Annotated in this window: 14 protein-coding genes; 9 read left to right on the top strand and 5 right to left on the bottom strand. The window is 41.0% G+C overall.

Translation table 11 applies throughout. From position 1 onward, the window contains the following. Together CI960_RS21235 and CI960_RS21240 are read left to right on the top strand one after the other, a co-directional pair. Entirely contained in the window at positions 1-2331 is a 2331-nt protein-coding gene (locus CI960_RS21235; protein ID WP_094582562.1) for a T9SS type A sorting domain-containing protein, read from the top strand. Between the two features lie 106 nt (positions 2332-2437). Next, a complete protein-coding gene (locus CI960_RS21240) occupies positions 2438-3409 on the top strand; it encodes an acyltransferase (protein ID WP_229038791.1) in 972 nt (323 codons plus the stop codon). Positions 3410-3562: 153 nt separating this feature from the next. On the opposite strand, the gene CI960_RS21245 is transcribed toward CI960_RS21240, so the two are convergent. After that, on the bottom strand, positions 3563-5983 hold the full coding sequence (locus tag CI960_RS21245; protein ID WP_005860369.1) for a TonB-dependent receptor: 2421 nt from the start codon (positions 5981-5983) through the stop codon (positions 3563-3565). 579 nt (positions 5984-6562) lie between these two features. Then, on the bottom strand, positions 6563-7549 hold the full coding sequence (nadA, locus tag CI960_RS21250; RefSeq protein ID WP_005860367.1) for a quinolinate synthase NadA: 987 nt from the start codon (positions 7547-7549) through the stop codon (positions 6563-6565). A gap of 696 nt (positions 7550-8245) precedes the next feature. Between nadA and CI960_RS21255 the strand changes: the two genes are divergently transcribed. After that, positions 8246-8776 (top strand): RNA methyltransferase, encoded by a 531-nt coding sequence (locus tag CI960_RS21255; protein ID WP_005860365.1) that lies wholly within the window; start codon positions 8246-8248, stop codon positions 8774-8776. On the opposite strand, the gene CI960_RS21260 is transcribed toward CI960_RS21255, so the two are convergent. Continuing rightward, a complete protein-coding gene (locus CI960_RS21260) occupies positions 8768-9373 on the bottom strand; it encodes a DUF4294 domain-containing protein (protein WP_008773191.1) in 606 nt (201 codons plus the stop codon). The two genes, CI960_RS21255 and CI960_RS21260, sit on opposite strands and share 9 nt — an antisense overlap. Before the next feature lie 119 nt (positions 9374-9492). Here CI960_RS21260 and dinD point away from each other — a divergent pair, with 119 nt between their 5' ends. From dinD to CI960_RS21285, 5 genes are read left to right on the top strand one after another with little or no spacing between them, the layout of a single operon-like run. Next, positions 9493-10320: a DNA damage-inducible protein D gene (gene dinD / locus CI960_RS21265; RefSeq protein WP_005860360.1), complete on the top strand. Its 828-nt coding sequence runs from the start codon at positions 9493-9495 to the stop codon at positions 10318-10320. 21 nt (positions 10321-10341) lie between these two features. Further along, entirely contained in the window at positions 10342-11151 is an 810-nt protein-coding gene (locus tag CI960_RS21270) for a hypothetical protein (protein WP_005860358.1), read from the top strand. A 13-nt stretch (positions 11152-11164) separates the two neighbouring features. Then, positions 11165-13225 carry a helix-hairpin-helix domain-containing protein gene (locus CI960_RS21275; RefSeq protein WP_005860356.1) on the top strand — a complete coding sequence of 687 codons (2061 nt, stop codon included), beginning with the start codon at positions 11165-11167 and terminating at the stop codon, positions 13223-13225. Between the two features lie 33 nt (positions 13226-13258). After that, positions 13259-14038: a radical SAM protein gene (locus CI960_RS21280; RefSeq protein WP_005860354.1), complete on the top strand. Its 780-nt coding sequence runs from the start codon at positions 13259-13261 to the stop codon at positions 14036-14038. A 32-nt stretch (positions 14039-14070) separates the two neighbouring features. Next, complete coding sequence (locus CI960_RS21285) at positions 14071-17694, top strand: discoidin domain-containing protein (protein WP_005860352.1); 3624 nt, start codon at positions 14071-14073, stop codon at positions 17692-17694. Positions 17695-17772: 78 nt separating this feature from the next. Here CI960_RS21285 and CI960_RS21290 read toward each other — a convergent pair whose 3' ends face one another. Both CI960_RS21290 and CI960_RS21295 read right to left on the bottom strand, forming a co-directional pair. After that, positions 17773-18450, bottom strand: a complete 678-nt coding sequence (locus CI960_RS21290) for an ORF6N domain-containing protein (RefSeq protein WP_005860350.1) — start codon at positions 18448-18450, stop codon at positions 17773-17775. Positions 18451-18456: 6 nt separating this feature from the next. After that, positions 18457-19563: an acyltransferase family protein gene (locus tag CI960_RS21295; protein WP_005860348.1), complete on the bottom strand. Its 1107-nt coding sequence runs from the start codon at positions 19561-19563 to the stop codon at positions 18457-18459. A 321-nt stretch (positions 19564-19884) separates the two neighbouring features. Between CI960_RS21295 and CI960_RS21300 the strand changes: the two genes are divergently transcribed. Then, positions 19885-21144 carry a lipopolysaccharide assembly protein LapB gene (locus CI960_RS21300; protein ID WP_232520546.1) on the top strand — a complete coding sequence of 420 codons (1260 nt, stop codon included), beginning with the start codon at positions 19885-19887 and terminating at the stop codon, positions 21142-21144. The last annotated feature ends 17 nt before the right edge of the window (positions 21145-21161 follow it).

Raw genomic sequence — 21161 nt, forward strand, 5'->3', positions numbered from 1 at the left:
ATGAGACATATACTTACTATTATTCTATTTTCATTTTTTTCATTCACTGTATTAGCCGCTAATTTTAATACAACCGGATGGAAAACGTATCTTTCTTACAATAACACAAACAGCGTAGAGGAATCGAACGACCAAGTATTTGTGGTAGCGGAAGGATCTCTTTATACGTATGGAAAAGATGATAATAGTATTAAGCAATATTATAAAGGAAACGGATTAAATGATAATACGATTTCTTTGATCCGCTATAATAAACAAACAAAATCACTCCTTATTATCTATGATAATTCAAATATAGATATACTTGAGGGAGGAGTGGCGACAAATCTACCTTATCTGTCGACCAGTACGTCCATAAGAGACAAACAAATCAATTCAGTATTGGTACATGATGAATATGCCTATTTATCGACAGCATTTGGTATCGTCGTGGTCAATATGGCCAAAAAGGAAATAAAGGATACCTACAAGCTTTCCTTAAATATAACATCGTGTGCCATACAGAATGGCAATATATATGCCTCTACAACCAATAAAGCAGAAGTATCTTCGGGGATTATATACGCCTCATTAAAAGAGAACCTACTGGATAAGGCAAACTGGAAGCCCTATGGATTATCAAACCTTTCCGATAGTCATACGATCTCAGCTATCGCTTCATTCAAGAATACCTTGTTCTACTTGGTCAGTCAGCAAGGTATCTTCTATGAAAACAATGGAGAGCTTTCCCGAATAATAAATAGCTCAACCCTAAAATACATGAAAGTAATAGGCGAAAAATTAGCATGTATAGATAACTCAAGGGTTTTCATCGTATCCGATACACAAAAGTTTGACCAAATAAACTTAAGTATCAATGACATCAGTACCTATCAAACAGACAAATATTGGATAGCGGAAGGAAGCAAAGGGCTACGTTCCATCCAACGGAAAGGCTCAAATAGTTTTGAGGCTCTTAATGAACCTATCATTTTAGACGGACCTTACAGCAATAGCGCATTCGATATTGTTTGTAAAAATGATAAAGTATATATGATCATAGGAGGTAAAGACCTCCTAAATGGTAAGCGCTTCGACAAAGGAGGTTATATTCTTACATACGATTATGATAAATGGTCTTTTATCGATCCTAAAGAAGCCCAAAAGAAACTCAATTTACCAAGAAATCCACGAGACTATACAAGTATAGCCGTAACGACCGACGATTCTAATGATGAGATCGTATACGCCTCTTCCATGGGTGATGGCGTTATCCAATATAAGAATGGAACTCCCGTCCAGTCATACAATGAAAAGAATGCCTTTAAAGAAACCGCGGGAGGCTATGGGTCCGGTTATTGTTATATAGATGGACTGGCCTTTGATAAAAATGGAAATTTGTGGATGACAAGCTCAGAAGTTAACCATGCGGTACTTGTTCTTGACAAAGCAGGAGCATGGCATCGTTTGGATATCGAGCAACTTAGAGGAGTCTATACAATAAACGATATACTTATAACCTCCACTAACGACAAATGGATTTATGTGCCTCGTAACACACCTAAACTTGTAATGATACCGAATAGCGAGTCTTTAGATGAAGTTTCCTCGTATGAGTTTACTACACTTATTGATACCGACGGAAAAGAATTGACTCCTAGTAATTATACATGCGTAGCCGAGGATAAGGATGGATATATCTGGGTTGGTACGAATCGGGGGGCCGTATATTTCACTAAACCTAGGATCTCTTCCACTGAGGATAAAGCCGCTACACGTTGTACAAGGGTAAAATATACCAATGAGGAAACTGGTAATCTCGCTTATTTCTTAGATAACGTTGTTGTCACGACCCTAAAAGTAGACGCAGGTAATCGAAAATGGATTGGAACCAAAGGAAATGGCGTCTATGTTCTAGATAATGATAATGAGACAATCGTTTATCAATTTAATACGACCAATAGCCCGCTCCTTTCCGATAACATATACGATATAGAGATAAACGATAAGACCGGTGAGGTTTTTATCGGTACCGATAAAGGACTAAATTCCTATCAAGGAGAAGCTTCGGAAGGTAAATCTGATTACTCGGAGATCTATGCATATCCTAATCCGGTACGTCCCGAACATATGGATAAAGTAACGATTGTAGGATTAATGGATAATTCGAATGTAAAAATCACGGATTTAAACGGAAATATTATTTATCAAACTAAATCCTTGGGGGGGCAAGCTATCTGGAATTGCCGGAACGCAAGCGGATCACGTGTAGCGACAGGCGTATATCTTGTACTAGCTTCCACAGAGGAAGCCTCAGAGAGCGTTGTAACAAAAATCATTGTAGTCAAATAGAACAATGAATCAATCAGAGAAAGTTTTACTCAACTCCAGATTAATAAATCAAGTAAAAGAAGCGAATAATTTTGATTTTATTCGCTTCTTTCTTGCGTATTCTGTCATGTTCAACCATTTCAGCACACTGACAGAGACAGATCCTTTTTGGTTTGTTAGCGGAGGATTTCGAGTGAAAGGTTTCTTTATTATTAGTGGATTTCTTGTTATGTTTAGCTTCTTACGTACGCCTAATACCCGGATTTTTTTCCGTAAACGTATTCAACGTATTATGCCCGCCTACAGCTTGACTATTTTATTATGTGCCTTAATCGGATTATTCCTTACTTCCTTATCCTGCAGGGAATACCTCACCTCTTCTAGCTTATACACCTATCTTATCTGTAATTTACTTACATTTAACTTTTTATCGCCGGATTTACCCGGCGTATTCGATACCAATCCTTTACAAGCGATGAATGGGTCTTTATGGACTATCAAGGTTGAATTCATGCTATATATCACCATACCCATTATCTATTGGTTACTGAAAAGATATAACAAATTAGTATGCCTACTTCTTATTTATATCTTATCTTTCATCTACTCGACAACGTGTAATTATTTAGATGATATGACACACAACCCTATTTATGAATTCATGAAAAGACAATTCCCCGGACAAATGATGTACTTTTGTTCTGGTATTATCATACTTGCCTATTTCCCTATTTTTCGAAAATATATGAGATATTTGTTCCCTGTCAGCCTATTTCTTTTATTGGGTAGAGAGTATCTGTTGCTGAGTATTTTCGAGCCTATCGCTCTAGCCTCTATCATTATCACGGTAGCTTATGGATTCAAGTGGTTACATGTATTCAATCGGATGGGAAATTTCTCGTATGGTATCTTCTTGATTCATTTCCCGATCATCCAGATATTCATTCATTACGGACTTGATCAATATAGCTTTATATTGACATTGGCTCTTACCACTATCCTTAGCACCGGATTAGGTATGTTATCCTGGAAATACATAGAGAAACCTTGTTTATATCATCCTAAAAAGAAAAACCAGATGAACGCAATGCTCGGATGATCGGATCTGTTATCTTCTCCGCTCCTTTCGCAGCGATTAATGCCAAGAACCAAATTCCACCATCCGTAAAAGAGGGAAACAACTACGACTGCAGAATTTATTTGCAATCGTAGTTGTTTCCCGAAGACAAACCAATATAGTAAAGATACAATATCAATGCTTTATACCCTCAAACATCTCCGAGCGATCTTCTTTCGCTTGGGTGGATTTAGCCTTGAAACTATTAAATGTCCAACTCAACGTCAACGTGATTTGTGGATATTTGGGTTTGATACGTGTCAGGGAGCGTAAATCTGCCGTTTGGATATCGCTGATATATTTGGCAGAACGGAAAATATCCCGGAAAGCTAAGGTGGCGGTTAGTTTTCGGTTACATAGTTGCTGACGGACGGCTACGTTCGCATACCAATAAGCGTCCGTACGGCCCTGCGTCGTTACGGAAGGGCCTACAAAACTACCATCCAATTGGATACGGGTGTATTTCCCCAGATTAAACAGGTTATTCCATAGGATATCGTAATTGGTGCTTGAGGTCGTATTTCCACCGGCGGCCTGTTCGTTCTTCACCTTATAGTGATAAACGTTTCCGTTGACCGTGGTATTCCACCAGCGCACCGGATGCAGGCTGACGCTTAGCTCGATACCTGTCGAGTAATCATGTCCTACGTTCGCCATCGAATCCAAGGTTACACCAGCTGAATAGGGAACACGCAACCGCTCGATCTTATCCTTCCGATACCGATGAAAGGCGGTGGCGGATACCGTGTTTTCCCCGAAACTCTTCCGGTAGTTCAATTCAAAGGAGTTGATGTACTCCGGACGTATATCCGGATTACCGATCTCGGCCGTATAAAAGTCGCGATACGTGATATAAGGCTCCATATAGAAAAGCTGCGGACGTGTGGTACGACGGGAATAGGAAGCCAACAAACGATGTTCATTCGGGAACGTATAGCCCAAATGCACCGATGGGAAAAACTCAAAACGATTCTTCGTACGATCCGCTCCCTCCACGGAACTTCGCAAGACCGTATGCGTATGCTCTCCCCGAACGCCGGCTTGCACCTCTAAATTCTTCCACGTATGGGAAAGAATCGTATAGATAGAATTCACCCCTTCTTGAAAATAAAACGTGTTGTAGATATCGTCACGCCAAAAGAACGTTTGTCCCTTGGGGTCCCACCATTCCATATTGTAATCGCCGTCTTCCAGATAAGAATAATATTGGTAACCCGCCTCTAGCTTACCTCCTTTCCCGAAAGGCAAGGCGTAATCCAGATTGATACGCATCGTTTCCCGGTGCTCGGCCTCATAAGCACGGTGCCCCTGTTGGCGTTGCCCTTCCAAGGACATCAAGTCGTTAAAGAAATATTCCAAGGCATGGCCGCCATATTTGTAATAAGCACTACCGGAAAGCTCGTGTCCCTTATCGTTGAACTTATGCTGTACCGCCAGACTTCCCAAACCTATATTCTCATCATTATCATAATCATCTATGCTTCGATAATCTTCCGTCACCGGAGAGCCGCCCGCTACCGAACGGGTTTCCTTATAGTTCATCTCTCCCTTACGCTTATTTCCGCCATAGCCGCCCTCCAGATCCAACGCGATGGTTGTCTTGGGAAGATTCAGGCTCCAACCGCCTTTCATCGTATAATGATAGCTGTTTCCCGTACGAGGCCCGACGGAATGCGAGGTAGTGGTCTGATCGCCCACCACCGTCATCTTCTCTTGGTCGAAATCACTCTTGCGCAACCGGTCTGTCCACTGTCCGCCGATGTACCAACGGGAACGCTGATGTTGCTGTGCCAACAAGAAATCGACATGGCGGGAAAGCCACGTACTTCCCGAGAGATTCACCATCCCACTCAATCCCCGCTGGGAATGCTTCTTCGTGATAATATTAATGATACCCACGTCGCCTTCCGTATCATGCTTGGCGGAGGGCGTCGTGATAATCTCTATATTCTCTATATGCCCGGCCGGGACTTGCTCCAAAGCCTGTGTACCCGAGAAGACACTCGGCTTACCATCTATGTAAACCAAAAAGCCGCTGCTTCCACGAAAAGTAACATCGCCTTCCGCGTCTACCCGTATGGAAGGCGTATTCTCTAATATATCCACGGCGGAACCGCCTCCTCCCATCATATTGGAAGAGGCCTCGACCACTTTCTTATCCAACTTATAAACCAATTGACGTTTCTCGGCCACTACCTCCACTTCGGCGATACCTACCTCCAAAGGACTCATCATCAACTTACCTAAATCCACCGGAGACGAGGCATCCAAGATGATATCATTCTTTGTAAACACATCATATCCCATCAGACGGACCATGACCACATAATTACCCGGAGCCACCTTAGTAAACGAGAAACGTCCTTGATCGTCCGGAAAAGTCTGTTGCAAAGGTTTTTCACTTCCCATCGTAAACAGAAAGATATCCGCATAATTAATCACTTGATTCGTAGAGGCATCTATTAACTGCCCCTTAATACGGGCATCCGGAGAAGAAGCCCACGAGAGCGCACAAATCACCCATAATAAGGCCAACATTAGTCCTATCTTTTTCATGATATTGAGAATTACAATTAGATTTCTACGCAAAAGTAACTAAATTCAGAATGTTACGGTAATTAATAGCGATCATTCTTGATATATTCTTTCCCGGGATCGTCCGAGTTCGAGTAGCGAAGCAGATGGTTTCTTCCTAGGGAAACAAAAGTTTCTATATGGGAAAACAGAAGTTTCTTCAGTACAAAACTTTAGTTTTCTTCTATGAAAACAAATGTTTTCCATGTGTAAAACTTTTGTTTTACCATAAAAAACCACAAATACTTATATATTAATATTTTATCTATATAAAGAAAGGAAGAAAAACGGACTGATTATATACGTAGAGTGTAGAAAATTCCTTTGACGGCATGGCAAAGACACTTACTAAAAGCGGGAAATGATGGTAGATAAAGACTTACTATTGTAGATGTTTTCCTATCTACAACAATAGGATAAATATTTTAAAATCAAATGATTATAAGGATAGTTGTAGATATTGTACATAATTTTGATTATTTACATATAATAGACCGGGCTTAGCTTTTATATCACTCAAGTCCGGCCTATCGGTTGAGACCTATCCCGCATTTGTTTGGATCAGAGTCCCAGCTTCTCAGAGATCTCCAACATCTTCTTGATCGGTTTGATGGCCTTCTTCTGTACCTCCTCGTCCACGAATATCTCCGGCATCTCGAACTTCAAGCAATTATATAGCTTCTCCATCGTGTTCAAGCGCATGAAATTACATTCGTTGCAAGCGCAAGTACTGTCGTTCGGAGGAGCCGGGATGAATTCCTTATCCGGACTCCGCTTGCGCATCTCGTGAATAACGCCACTTTCCGTCGCTACAATGAATTGTTTTGCGTCGGACTTAATGGTATGCTTCAGCAAAGCCGCGGTCGATCCTACGAAGTCTGAGACCTGTATAACCGGCTGCTTGCATTCCGGATGGGTGATCACTTCCGCATTCGGGTACTGTTTCTTCAAAGATAAGATCTTCTCCAATGAGAATTGCTCATGCACGTGGCAAGCGCCATCCCAAAGCAACATATTACGTCCCGTGATGCTATTGATATAATTACCTAAGTTACGATCCGGACCGAAAATCATCGGTGTACCTTCCGGGAAGCTCTCCACGATCTGGCGGGCGTTCGTGGAAGTAACCACCACATCCGTGACCGCTTTCACGGCGGCGGTCGTATTCACGTAAGAGATTACCGTATGACCGGGATGTTGCTTGACGAACTCGGCGAACTCCGTAGCCGGACAACTATCCGCCAAGGAGCAACCGGCATTCAAGTCCGGTACCAGCACTTTCTTATCCGGGCAGAGGATCTTCGCCGTCTCTCCCATAAAGTGAACCCCACAAAGCACGATGATATCCGCCTTCGTCTTAGCCGCCCATTGTGCCAAGGCCAGACTGTCTCCCACATAGTCCGCTATATCTTGTATATCGCCTGTTTGATAGTAATGCGCCAAAATAATCGCATTCTTCTCTTTACGTAACTTGTCGATCGCTTCCTTAAGGTCTAAATCCTTAGGAACGGGCGCATCCATGTACCCGATTGATTGGTTTGTCAACATAGCCTTATATATTAATGATTCCTGTTTCTACTGCTCCCAATAGGCTTTTCACTATATATAAACAATATTATCCACAGAAAGTATTACTGATAATCTTCATCTTATCTAGTTTATCAACCTATTGTTCACAAAGCACAAAGGTATAAACTTTCTTCATTTATAGAAATAACAAGAAAGATTCTTATCTTTGCCACCGATGGATGAGTTGCCCTCAACCCTCAAGAGTTATCCACAATCATTATATTATATTCTTATTAATCTTTAATTTTAAAAATAAATATGATGAATATGATAGGCTGTTGAAATGGTTAATACATTTTTGTTACAATCTTTGGTTATTGACTTATTAAAGTCTGTGAACGGTTTATCAAAAGGATACCAACAGCATGGATGTCTATCTATAGATTGTAGTTCTTATAGTTATAGACTTTATGAATATTTAGCTGTTTATTGTTGATAACCTTGATTGTGAAAAAATAGATCCTCCAGCAAGGCTGTCAATAGGTGTATAAGGGCTGTTGATAGCGCGTAATAAATAAGTGGCTTATTCATTTGCTAATTTGAGAAAGGGGGGTGTATGGACAAGTATTTGAATAAAGCAAGAAATATTTTTCATTTTATGTCCACTACTTATTAATAGCTTTTCAACGGCATATCCACGGATATTCGCTACTTTCGCGGTCAAAGATATTTGTTATGCGAAAATTAAAAGTAACCGAATTGAACCGCCTGACTCCCGAGGCTTTTAAGGAAAGTAAGAAGATACCTTTAATCGTTGTTTTAGACCATATTAGAAGTCTTAATAACGTGGGTTCCGTGTTTCGTACCTCCGATGCTTTCCGGGTAGAGGCTATTTATCTTTGTGGTATTACGGCTTGCCCTCCGAACGCGGAGATCCATAAGACCGCCTTAGGAGCGGAAGAAACCGTAGATTGGGAATATTTCAAGGATACCCCGGAGGCTGTTGATAAACTGCGCCAAGAGGGGTATACGGTATGTGCCGTAGAGCAAGCGGAAGGTAGTGTCATGTTAGATAACTTGCAGTTAGACAAGACAAAGAAATACGCTATCGTCATGGGTAACGAAGTAAAAGGCGTTCAACAAAATGTGGTTGATAACTGTGATATATGTATTGAAATACCTCAATACGGTACAAAGCATTCCTTGAACGTATCGGTTACTACCGGTATCGTGATCTGGGATTTCTTCAAGCAACTATCAGATTAAACCATTCTCAACCAATACGACGACCCGTTCGGTCATGGCATCTTTACCTTTCGGGTCGTATTCCGATTTCAGACTGGCTCCGAACATGCCTGCGAAGAAATTCCAAAAGCCCGCACGGAAACTTCCCAGATAGGCTTTCAGTAAATTGTAACTGGATTGATTACATTCCCTATCGATCAGTTTGATAAGTAGCTTGCCTTGCGAGAAGGATAATTTTTTTAGTTCCGGTTTATATTGGGCGAACAACTCTTTCTCCATCCGTTTCAAGTGGGCTTGGCGGGCCTTGTCATTCGGTAAGGTTTCCATGTATTCGTAGGTCTCTATCAACGTATCATACACCATCTTGGCATAGGGCAAAGTACGCTTTACGTCTCGTACCAACTTATTGTACTTGGCTTGTTCACGCTTATTCTTAAACTTAACTTGAGGATATATAAAAACTTCCCGAAGGTTGACGACAGCCATTGTATCACCTTCATACAGTTGAGCTTTCTGATAACCTTCCGGAACAATATTTGTCTTTACCGCCTGCGCCATCCCTTTAAAGCTACAGAGAACAAGTAGAGCCAAAACACAATATATCCCTTTTCGTATCATATACCGCGAAAATATAAATACTGCGTGACTCTCAGCATCATTTATCTGTTAATAACTTGCTAAATGAATATAAAACATTACATTTGCGCAATTGACAACAACTTAAGAATATATTAACTATGAAGAAAGAAGAAATTACCGCCCTATTCGGAAAATTCGAATCCATTTCATGTGAGGTAGAAGGCATAGAATGCTGGAGTGCCAGAGAGTTGCAACCCCTATTAGGATATGCCAAATGGGATAACTTTATCAATAATGTAGTGGTGAAAGCCAAAGAAGCGTGCCGGAATGCGGGAGAAGATGTACAAAACCATTTTCCCGACGTCGGGAAAATGGTTTCAATAGGTTATGGTGTTGAAAAACAAATAGATGACATCTTATTAACACGCTACGCATGCTATTTAATCGCACAAAATGGTGATAGCCGTAAACCACAAGTCGCTTTCGCACAGACTTATTTTGCGGTACAAACCCGTAAGGCCGAGGTGATTGAACAACGTCTATTGGATTGTGAACGCTTAAAGGCCAGGGAAAAATTGAGTCAGACTGAAAAACAATTATCTGGAATCTTATACGAAAGAGGTATTGATAATAAAGGATTCGCGATTATTCGTTCTAAGGGAGATCAAGCTTTATTCAATTTAAGTACACAGATGTTGAAAAAGAGAATGAACGTCCCCACGAATAGACCTATCGCTGATTTTTTACCGACTATAAGTATAAAAGCTAAAGACCTAGCGACTGAAATGACAAATGTAAATGTGCAAGCGAAGGATCTATATGGACAATCTCCTATTGAAAAAGAACATATTGATAACAATACTGCTGTACGTGATATGTTATTGCAAAGGGGGATTAAGCCTGAACAACTTTCTCCTAATGAGGATATTAAAAAGGTACAGCGTAGGATAAATAAGGATAATAAGAAAAACTTGAAGAATAAATAGAAACCATACAAAATCTTAACTATGAAATATCTATTGCTATCCCTGTTTGCGGGGGTATTTTCATTGTATGTACATGGTGTTGATAACTTACGTTTACCGGATGTTCGTAGCGTGGGAATGGGAGGGAATGTGGCGACGCAATCTATTTTATTCAATCCGGCCCTTATTGTCGATAAAGATAAAAAATCCATTCATTTAGAATACTTTACTCGGTACATGTTGAAAGAACTGGGTACGATGTCCGGTAGTTTTTATTATCCGAATCAACTATTATCCGTAGGTGTTGATATCTCTGTTTTCGGGTTTGATAAATACAGGGAGATGATGGTTCGTGTGCTGGGAGGAAAACGCTTGGGGGATCAATGGGCGTTAGGGCTTGGAGTTCACTATAGTTTCTTGCAAACTGATCTATTAGAAAATACAAGATCCAGACTGTCAACAGATCTTGGAATCACTTTCTCTCCTATTGATAAGTTGTTAATAGGAATGTTAATAATGAATTTACCATCTGTTTCTATAGGAGATAAAGATATTGAAATAGAAGATTTTAATTATTACTTAATTCAAATAAGTTTTCAATGGGAGATTATAAACAGTCTGTTAATTACAGGAAGTGCAGGAACGGAAAATGAAAACCTAGTTGTTGGAAACTTAGGTCTTGAATACACCGCTTTCGATTCTTTTTTTATTCGTGCCGGAATACAGACCGCTCCTCTCCTGCCCTCTTTAGGAATTGGTTATAACTTTTCTTGCTTTACGATAGATGTAGCCTCTATTTACCATCCGATTTTAGGGATGAGTACTGGTCTTGGTTTATCATTCTCTTTTTAAATGATACTTAGCTATGAAACGATTGTTTATAATCTTGTCGATAATCCTGTTGATAAATAGTTATTACGCTAATTCTCAAATAGAATATACTGTTGATAAGTGGATAGAGTATGTAGAGGAACTAGCCTTGGAAACCGAGGATACGGAGCGTATCGAAAGTTTGTATGCCGATTTATCTTATTTAATTGAGCATCCTTTTGATTTGAATGCCGTGACGGAAGAACAACTGAAGCGATTACCTTTTCTATCCGATCGCCAAATTGAGCAGCTCCTCTCCTATCGGAAACGATACGGAAATATGGTTAGCATCTATGAGTTGAAGAATATAGAGGATATCGATTTTCAGACGATATCTCTTCTCCTTCCATTTGTTTATATAGGTGATAATCTTGTTGAAAAACGGTTGCTTACGGTTAAGAACCTGTTGAAATATGGTCGTAATGAATTACAAATCAGGTATGATCAATGTTTTCAACAGAAAAAGGGATATGGTGAACAAACGGACAGCATACTTTTGTTATATCCGAATCGTAAATATAGAGGAGAACCCTTCTATCACTCCTTACGTTATTCCTATACTTTCGAGGATCGTTTACAAGCAGGCTTCGTAGCCGAGAAAGATGCGGGCGAACCTTTTTGGAACGCATATCATAAAGGATATGACTTTTATTCCGCACATCTATTCCTAAAAGATATCAACTGGTTAAAAAGCTTGGCTATAGGGGATTACAAGATGTCTTTCGGACAAGGTCTGGTGATTAGCAATGACTTTTCTCCTAGTCGTACGGCAGTAGTCGCTCAAGCAGAGCGAAGGACAAACGGCTTCCGTAGGCACTTTTCTACCAATGAACAGGATTTCTTTCGAGGGGTGGCCGGTACGATCACGATTAAAAACTTGGATATAAGTGTTTTCTATTCGTACCGAAAAATGGATGCGGCCGTAGATAGCTTGACATTCACCTCATTAAAAACAGATGGACTTCATCGTTTGCAACGGGATTGGGAAAAGAGGAAAACGATAACGATGCAGGTATATGGAGGAAATATCCGCTATGCTAAGCCTCATTTTCATGTAGGTTTAACGGCTCTCTCCTATTCATTCGGTAAGTTTAAGATGGATCCTGATCCAAAACCTTATAATCTATTCTATTTCAAAGGTTCCAACAATTTCAACATGGGTGTTGACTATATGTTGAAAACGAACCGTATCAAGTTTTATGGCGAGATTGCCCTTTCGAAAAACGGAGCTGTTTCGACCTTGAATGCCTTGCAATTAACGCCTGCCTCCTACATATCTTTCTTGGTATTATACCGCTATTACGATCGCCGTTATCAAGCTTTGTTTGGGAACGCTTTCTCGCAAGGCTCTACGGTTCAGAACGAGCAAGGGGTTTATATGGGATTTCAGTTGACTCCGATCGCCCGCTGGAAATTATCCGTTTATGCGGACTTATTCCGTTTCCCTTGGTTGAAATACGGGATAGACGCTCCTTCCGGAGGACAGGAATATATGGCTCAGATAGATTATACCCCTAGTAGAAACTATTCAGCTTATCTTCGTTATAAATATCGACAAAAAGAAAAGAATGGAACTTTTGAAAATGATAATTTATTGAAAATCAATACTTGTAAACAACATCGTATTCGTTTTCAACAGGTTTATAACTTTTCTTCTCCTTTTATTTTTAAGACTTCCTTAGATGGTATTCTATTCGATGATCCTATAAAGAAACTTAATAAAGGAATTATGATCTCCCAAAGTATAGGCTGGAAGCCCACTACCCTACCTCTTCAAATAGATGGTTATCTAGCGTGGTTTTATACGGATGATTACAATAGCCGGGTCAGTTCGTATGAGAAGAATATATTATATGCCTTTAATATGCCCTTTTTTTATGGGGATGGGATGCGGTTTGCCCTTACCTTTCGTCTGGATATTTGGAAACGTTTATCCTTGTCTGCGAAACTGGCTCACACCCATTATTGGGACAGGGATTTGATAGGTACTGATACGGAGGAGATAAGCGGTTCTGATAAAACAGATCTTTATGCTTTGCTTCGCTGGAAATTTTAGAGTAGATTTGCGTGGGTAAAAACAAACAGCGCTATGTCTACAATTCTTTTTGATAAAATAGTATTTGGCCCGATACATAGTCGGCGTCTAGGTGTCTCTTTAGGGATGAATTTACTTCCTACAGACGGGAAATTATGCTCTTTTAATTGCATTTATTGCGAATGTGGATTGAATGAGAATCATAGGACCCATAGTAAACTGCCTACTCGTACGGAAGTGAGGGAAGCCTTAGAGCAAAAACTAAGTTCCATGAAAGCGGAAGGGATCGTTCCGGATGTAATTACATTCGCCGGAAACGGAGAGCCTACGATACACCCGGAATTCGGTAGAATCATTGATGATACGGTCGCTATCCGGGATCGATTTTTCCCTGATGCTAAAATCGCCGTGCTTTCTAATTCTACGATGCTCCAGAAAGAGGAGGTCTTTCAAGCCTTGAATAAAATAGAGGATAACATATTGAAACTGGATTCTGTATTAGACAGTCGGATTCGGCAGATAGACGTACCTAATTCTCCGGCGTTTAATTTCGAGTCTTTATTAAAGCAATTATGTCGTTTTAACGGAAACTTGATTATACAGACCATGTTCTTGAAGGGGGAAGTAAATGGGAAATCGGTTAATAATATGACAGAAGAGGAGATAGCGGGCTGGATCTCCGCCTTAAAACAAATCCGTCCGAAACAAGTCATGATTTATACGATAGATAGGGAGACCCCGGTTAAAGCTTTGAAAAAAGCTACTAAAGAAGAATTAGATGCGATTGCGGAACGGGCCCGGAAGGAGGGTTTTGACGTGACGGTATCTTATTAAACTAACTAATTTAGAGAAACACAATAAGTAGTATGAGAACATTCAGTAAAAAGAAAAAATTGCCTCGACTCTTGACGCTTTGTGGAGCGGTAGCGGTCTCAGCATTGCTAGGAGGATGTGGGCAGAGCGGTGTTCCGGCGGAATCTTTCGATCGGTCGGATTATTATACCAGAGGTATCGGTTCGTATCCGGGAGATCCGGGGGAGGATTTTTCTCCTTCATTACGTCCGGATTATTCCACGTATCGTAACATAGCTCTTTTGCGTAGCGCTTACAACTCATCCAGTTATGATTACAATCTAACGGCCCAACTGGTGACGGATGGTGTTATTAGCGATAAACAACCTCAGTATCTCGATCTCTCCACGCAAAATGGGGATATAGCTCGTCGTGAGCGTGAGTGGATGATCGATCAAGGTCCTTATTCTCGTAATGCGGTTACGGGAGAGGATGCCTATTTCTTGTTCACGCTGAATAACTGGAAAGAGAAAGCCGACAAGGTACAATTCCGCGGCAGCGTGGCTTATGACGAGAATAAGATTAAGGATGGATATGAGATTGTTTGCGAGGGATCGAATGATGGAAATACTTGGACGGAATTGGCTGCCTTAAAGGGTAAAGGTATGCCGGGTAAGGCCAGCAAGTATAAGGCCCATTCAGACCCGAACAAGAATAGCTGGGATCCGGGTACGTTGCCCACCCGTATGTTGAATGAGACTTTGACATTCGATCAACCGGGTGAATATGCTTATTATCGGATGCGATTGAAAATGGAAGGTGCCGCTTATTGGGCATTCTTCGAGATGAATTTCTATAACCAAGATAAGTTGATAGATTTGCTTCCTTCCAAATTCTTTAATAGCGCTTGGATGAGTGCCACGACAGGAGAGGAGTGGGTCTATGTGGACTTGGGTAGCCAATCCGAATTCGACAAAGTAAAATTACATTGGATCAATAAAGCGATCAAGGGTAAGATTCAAGTTTCCGACGACGCTAAACAATGGGTTGACATAGCGAATCTTCCGGGTGGAGATGCTAATCTGGATGAGATCAAGCTAAAAGGAAAAGGCCGCTACGTACGGGTATGGATGGAGCAACCGGCTAATGACGGACGCTATATCTTAAGCGAGATAGAGGTGATGGGTAAAGGTGGCTTGCTTGCCCAACCGGCTGCTGCTCCGGCTGCTACAAAAGATGAGATCCGTTTGTCGGGCGGAAACTGGAAAGTACAACGAGCTTCCGAGGTAACCGCTTCCGGTGAGGAAATATCGAAACCTTCTTTCTCTCCGGAAAATTGGATCGTGGCGACTGTGCCGGGAACGGTATTGAGTAGTTATAAGAATATCGGAGCTATCCCGAATCCGAATTACGCGGATAACCTGATGCAGATATCCGAGTCATTCTTCAACTCTAATTTCTGGTATAGGGATGAGTTTGAGGTACCCGAAGGATTCAAGCAAGATCGTTTGTTCTTGAATTTCGATGGTATCAACTGGAAAGCGAATGTATATTTGAACGGTAACAAGATCGGCCGTATCGAGGGAGCGTTTATCCGGGGTGTATTTGACGTTACAGACAGGGTCGTACCGGGTAAGAACGTTGTCGCGGTGGAGATCATCAAGAATGAGCATATCGGAGCTATCAAGGAGAAATGTGAGAAGAATACGGATTTCAACGGTGGTATCTTAGGCGCTGATAACCCGACCTTCCACGCTTCGATCGGTTGGGATTGGATCTCGACGATCCGTGGTCGTAATATAGGTATTTGGGATGATGTGTACTTGACTTCTACAGGCAAGGTAACGATTCAAGACCCGTTCGTACAGGTTGTATTACCGTTGCCGGATACGACTTCCGCTACCTTGACTCCGGAAGTGATCGTGAAGAACCATGATGCTGCTCCTGTAAAGGGTGTATTGACAGGGAAGATCGGCGATATCACTTTCGAGCAACCGGTAGAATTGGCCGCAAACGAGGAGAAGACGGTTACTTTCGATCCAAATAGCTTCAGCCAATTGAAGGTTCAGAACCCACGTCTGTGGTGGCCTAAAGGGTACGGATCTCCTTATTTATACGACGCTAATTTCACCTTTAAGGTAGGCGATAAGGTATCCGACTCTGAGGATTTCAAGGTAGGTATCCGACAAATGACCTTCAACGAGAATAATAGCATCTTGAGTCTCTTTATCAACGGGCGTCGTTTTATCGGCCGTGGCGGTAACTGGGGATTCGGTGAGTCTAACCTGAATTACCGGGGTCGTGAGTACGACATCGCCGTGGCTTACCATGCTGATATGAACTTTACGATGATGCGTAACTGGGTAGGACAAATCGGCGACAAGGAATTGTATGAGGCTTGCGACCGTCATGGTATCATGATCTGGCAAGATTTCTGGTTGGCGAATCCTTCCGACGGACCCGATCCTTATGATCCGGAGATGTTTATCGCCAATGCTGAGGATTATGTGAAACGTTTCCGTAACCATGCCTCTATCGGTATTTATTGCGGGCGCAACGAGGGCTTCCCGCCGGAGCAGATCGACAAGGCTTTACGCCGTATCGTGAAAGAGGATCATCCGGGCTTACATTATATCTCCAGCTCGGCGGATGAGGTGGTAAGTGGCCATGGCCCGTACCGTGCGCTTCCTGTTAAAGAATACTTTAGCTTGAAGAATGGTAGTGATAAGTTCCATAGTGAGCGGGGTATGCCCAACGTGATGAATTACGAGAGCTTGGTTCGTACTTTCTCTCCGGAAGCGCTTTGGCCGCAAAACGCTCAATGGGGACAACACGATTATACGATGGAAGGCGCCCAGTCTTGCGCTTCTTTCAACGCTATCATCGAAAAGGGCTTCGGTAAGCCGAACAACGCCAAGGAATTCGCCGATCTGGCTCAGTGGGTAAACTATGATGGTTACCGGGGTATGTTCGAATCGAGAAGCTTGAACCGTAAGGGATTATTGCTGTGGATGACGCATCCGGCATGGCCTTCTATGGTATGGCAGACTTACGATTATTATTTCGAGCCTACCGCCGCTTACTTTGGTTGCAAGAAGGCCTCCGAGCCTCTGCACATTCAATGGAATCCGGTTACGGACGAGATCGAGGTAGTGAACTATAGCGCCGGCGTACGTAATGGTTTGACGGCAAAGGCTCAAATCATCAATATGGACGGTTCTATTTCATGGGAAAACGAGGTTTCCGTGGATAGTAAAGAAGATACTACCAACAAATGTATGAAACTGGATTTCCCAGCTAGCGTATCCAGCGCTCATTTCGTCAAGTTGACGTTGACAGAGAATGGCAAGATCGTATCGGATAACTTCTATCTGCGTGGCGTAGAGGAAGGCAACTACCAAGCTTTGCGTGAGATGCCAAAGGTTACTTTACGATCCAACGTGGCAACCAATAAGGGTAATGACGGTACTTGGACCGCTACCGCTACCTTAGAGAATACTTCATCCACCCCGGCTCTGATGATCCGTGTGAATGTAGTGGGCGAGAAGGATGGCGAGCAATTCCTCCCGATGTTCTATAGCGACAACTATTTCTCCTTGCTTCCGGGCGAGAAGAAAGAGATCAACATCCATTGGAAAGATGTAGATACGAGAGGCGAGACCCCGAAGGTGGTTATCTCCGGTTATAACGTGAACTAGTCAGCTAGGCTGATACCTATAAAAAATCCAACCATTCTCCGATATGAATAGGAGAGTGGTTGGATTTTTTTTGCAATTCTAAATTTCAGATTTATCTTCGGTTTTATTGTTATTTTTAATACGTTTTACTGTATGTTTAAGTTTTACGGCCATAAGATTCAACTCTATGGTAGATTCCATTTCAGTTGTATCAGCATCATCTATCAACAGATCAGATAAGAGTTGGCCAGTTCGTTTCACAATACCTTTTTGTTTTATTAGGTCAGGTTCATTTTGAATCGCATCTACATTTCGGATAAGCTCACGTAGTTTTACGAAAGAATCTATTATAGCGATAGTTGTTTGTGTGGCTCTTGGACTTTTTAATATAGTAGCCAGCATATAAAGTCCTTTTTCAGTGAAAGCTTTAGGTTCTACTGTTGATTTTTTTAAGTTTTCCATCCGGTGGAAATTTTCCACCACATACTGTTTCTCAGAGGGTTTCAATGTGAAAAAATAACCACTGGGGAACTTTTCAGGATTATTTCTCACGGCTTTGTTTATATCCCTTGTTTCTGTTTTATATAATTCTGCTACATCTCTATCTAGTAGTATTTTTTGTCCTCTTAACTCAATAATACGTTCCTCTACTTCTTTCGTTCCAATAACTTGAAGTTCATTTTCCATAGTTAAATTATTAATTTGATTTTTGTATTTATGCTTTGTATATAGAGCAAATATAGTGATTTTTTGTTCTATATACAGAGCATAGATCATTTCTTTTTACAACTTGATATAAATCTTCTTCTTATACAAGAAATATCCCGGTATCCAGTTTAGTACCACGAAGAAGATAGCCCATGCTAATGAGCCTCCGAAATCGCCGAATATCGGCCTGAACAGATCCATATACATAAAGGCGGAGATACCGCTCATTCCCAGCAATACGGCGAATATATCCCCTTGTACATACAGATATAAGGGGTTGATACCGAACGACTCAAAGAATAACGTCCATTTCTTCTTCCCGTTTATGTCGATGATCCAGATTAATAAGGCGAGGAATAACGAGGCGAATCCGCAAGTTACCAATACGAACGTACTACTCCATATTTTCTTATTGATCGGGCAGCCGTAACTCAATAAGAAACCGGCAAAAAGAATAATCGTACCGAAAATGAAGATATTACGGATAATCAACTCATTGTTCTTTTTACAATCCTGTATTACCTTTCCTACGTAGAAACCAAGTAATACATGCGCTATGCTACCAATGCAGCTCAAGAGCCCTTCCGGATCAAAGGCGATCCGTGTACCATCTGCCATATCATCGTGATACATATGCGATGTACCGAATAAAGTTCTGTCCACGATCGCTATAATGCTATCCTCCGACATTTCCATACTATGCGTGAAACCTAGTAATGCCCAGTAAAATATCAATATACCAGCGGCTACCTGCAAAATATACTTATGATTAATCGCTAATCCTATCAACGAGCCGAAGCCATATGCCAGCGCCAACCTTTGCATCACCCCAAGGATACGTAAATTCTGGAAATCGGTAAATCCATTGTAGCAAACATGCCCGAACAGATTCAGCCCTAATCCCACGAGGAATATCAATACCGTGCGTCTCAATACTTTCGTCACGCTTTCTTTCGACAGCTTGAAGTTATATTTCCGAAGCGAGAAAAACATGGAGACCCCCATGATGAACATAAAGAACGGAAATACCAAATCGGTGGGAGTGAGGCCGTTCCAACGTGCATGCTCTAAAGGCGTATATACATACTTCCATGACCCGGGGTTATTTACCAAAATCATCCCCGCAATCGTAATTCCCCTCATCACGTCGAGGGATAGCAATCTTCCGGATTGTTGTGCCATATTGATAGTAGATTAAAAAGTTACCAATAAAAGTCCAAAGATAATTGAATTTCCTACAATATCCCTGCCTTCGGGAATACTGTTTTTAGTATATTGAAAATCAGATGTATAAAAACATGTACATGTTTTCGGAAAAACACGTACGTCTTTTTTCGGAAACACGTACGAGAATTTATGAAAACACGTACGTGTTTTTCCAAAAAGATGATGGAGATATCCAAGCGATAAGAATTTTATACAATAAGCCTAATAATCAATTATTCTTTAAGGTTTGATGAAAAATATGCCTATCTTGCGCATAGAATCTAAAGATAGGAACCAATGAGGCATTTGCTTATTTTGATATCGCTATTATCCACACTCTCATTTATAGGTTGTCGAGATGAGAGCGATGCCATATACCTAATCGATCGTGCGGAATCCTTGTTGAAATCCGATCCGGATAGTTCCCATATCCTATTGGATAGCATAGCCGTGCCCGATAATTTGAGTGATAAATTATTGGCTCGTTGGTGTATGCTATCCGGTAAAGTGGCGGACACGTTATATACGGATCTGCCCTATGTACAACAATTGCTACGTGCGCAAGCCTATTATAAGTCACACGGGACAAAGCAAGAACAAGCGAAGATTGGTTTGTATTTGGGGCGTTCGTATGTGGAAGATAAAGAGAACGAGAAAGCGATGAAGGTTTATTTGCAAGCTTTGGATATCGCTTTACGCAGTGAAGACTATAATCAAGCCGGATATATTTGTAGCTATATGGGAGATCTGTATGATTTCGAGGGTAATTATCTGTTAGGAAAGGACAAATATAAGGAAGCGGAATCTTATTTTCGAAAAGCGGGTAATATGCGAAGTTCGGCTTTCGCCTTGCGGGATGTGGGAAGAATGTATGCGTTTTCGGATTCTTTGGATATAGCGTTAATTTTTTTGTTGAAAGCGGATACTATTATAGTTGAAGTAGGTGACTCTTCTGATATAGGGACTATATATAATGGAATAGGAAATATTTATAATATGTTAGGTAATAAAGAGTTAGCTAAATTGTATTTGTGGAAAAATGTCAATATGTCAGATTTTGATGACGCACCAAGTTACAGGACATTGGCTGGTATATATATAGAAGAAGGCGATTTTAAGAATGCACGTATTTGTTTGGAGAAAGCAAGTGTACCTAGTTTTAATGATATGACCCGTTTTTCGGTACTTTATGGTTATTCTTTGTTAGAGAAAGCGGAGGGTAATTGGGAAAAGGCTTGGTTTTACTTGGATGAATATAACAGTGCCTCAGATTCGATCTTGACGATACGAAATAGGGAAAACATAATAAAAATAGAAAAGGAATATGAGCATTTAAAAATATCATTGGAAAATATGCGATTAAAATCGGATAAACAAAAGTATTTTATCTATTGGGTAATATCTGTATCTATTCTTTTAATATTATTATGGGTCTTTCAAATACGAATTGATAGAAAAAATAAAAGACTTCTTATAAGCAGGAAATCGATTTGTCGAATAAGAGTAATGAATTATTCAGACTACGGGATAATTTACGTAACAAACAAGATAGATTAGAGGCTTTATCTATTCAA

Source organism: Parabacteroides sp. CT06, from assembly GCF_002257605.1.
Lineage (GTDB): Bacteria > Bacteroidota > Bacteroidia > Bacteroidales > Tannerellaceae > Parabacteroides > Parabacteroides distasonis.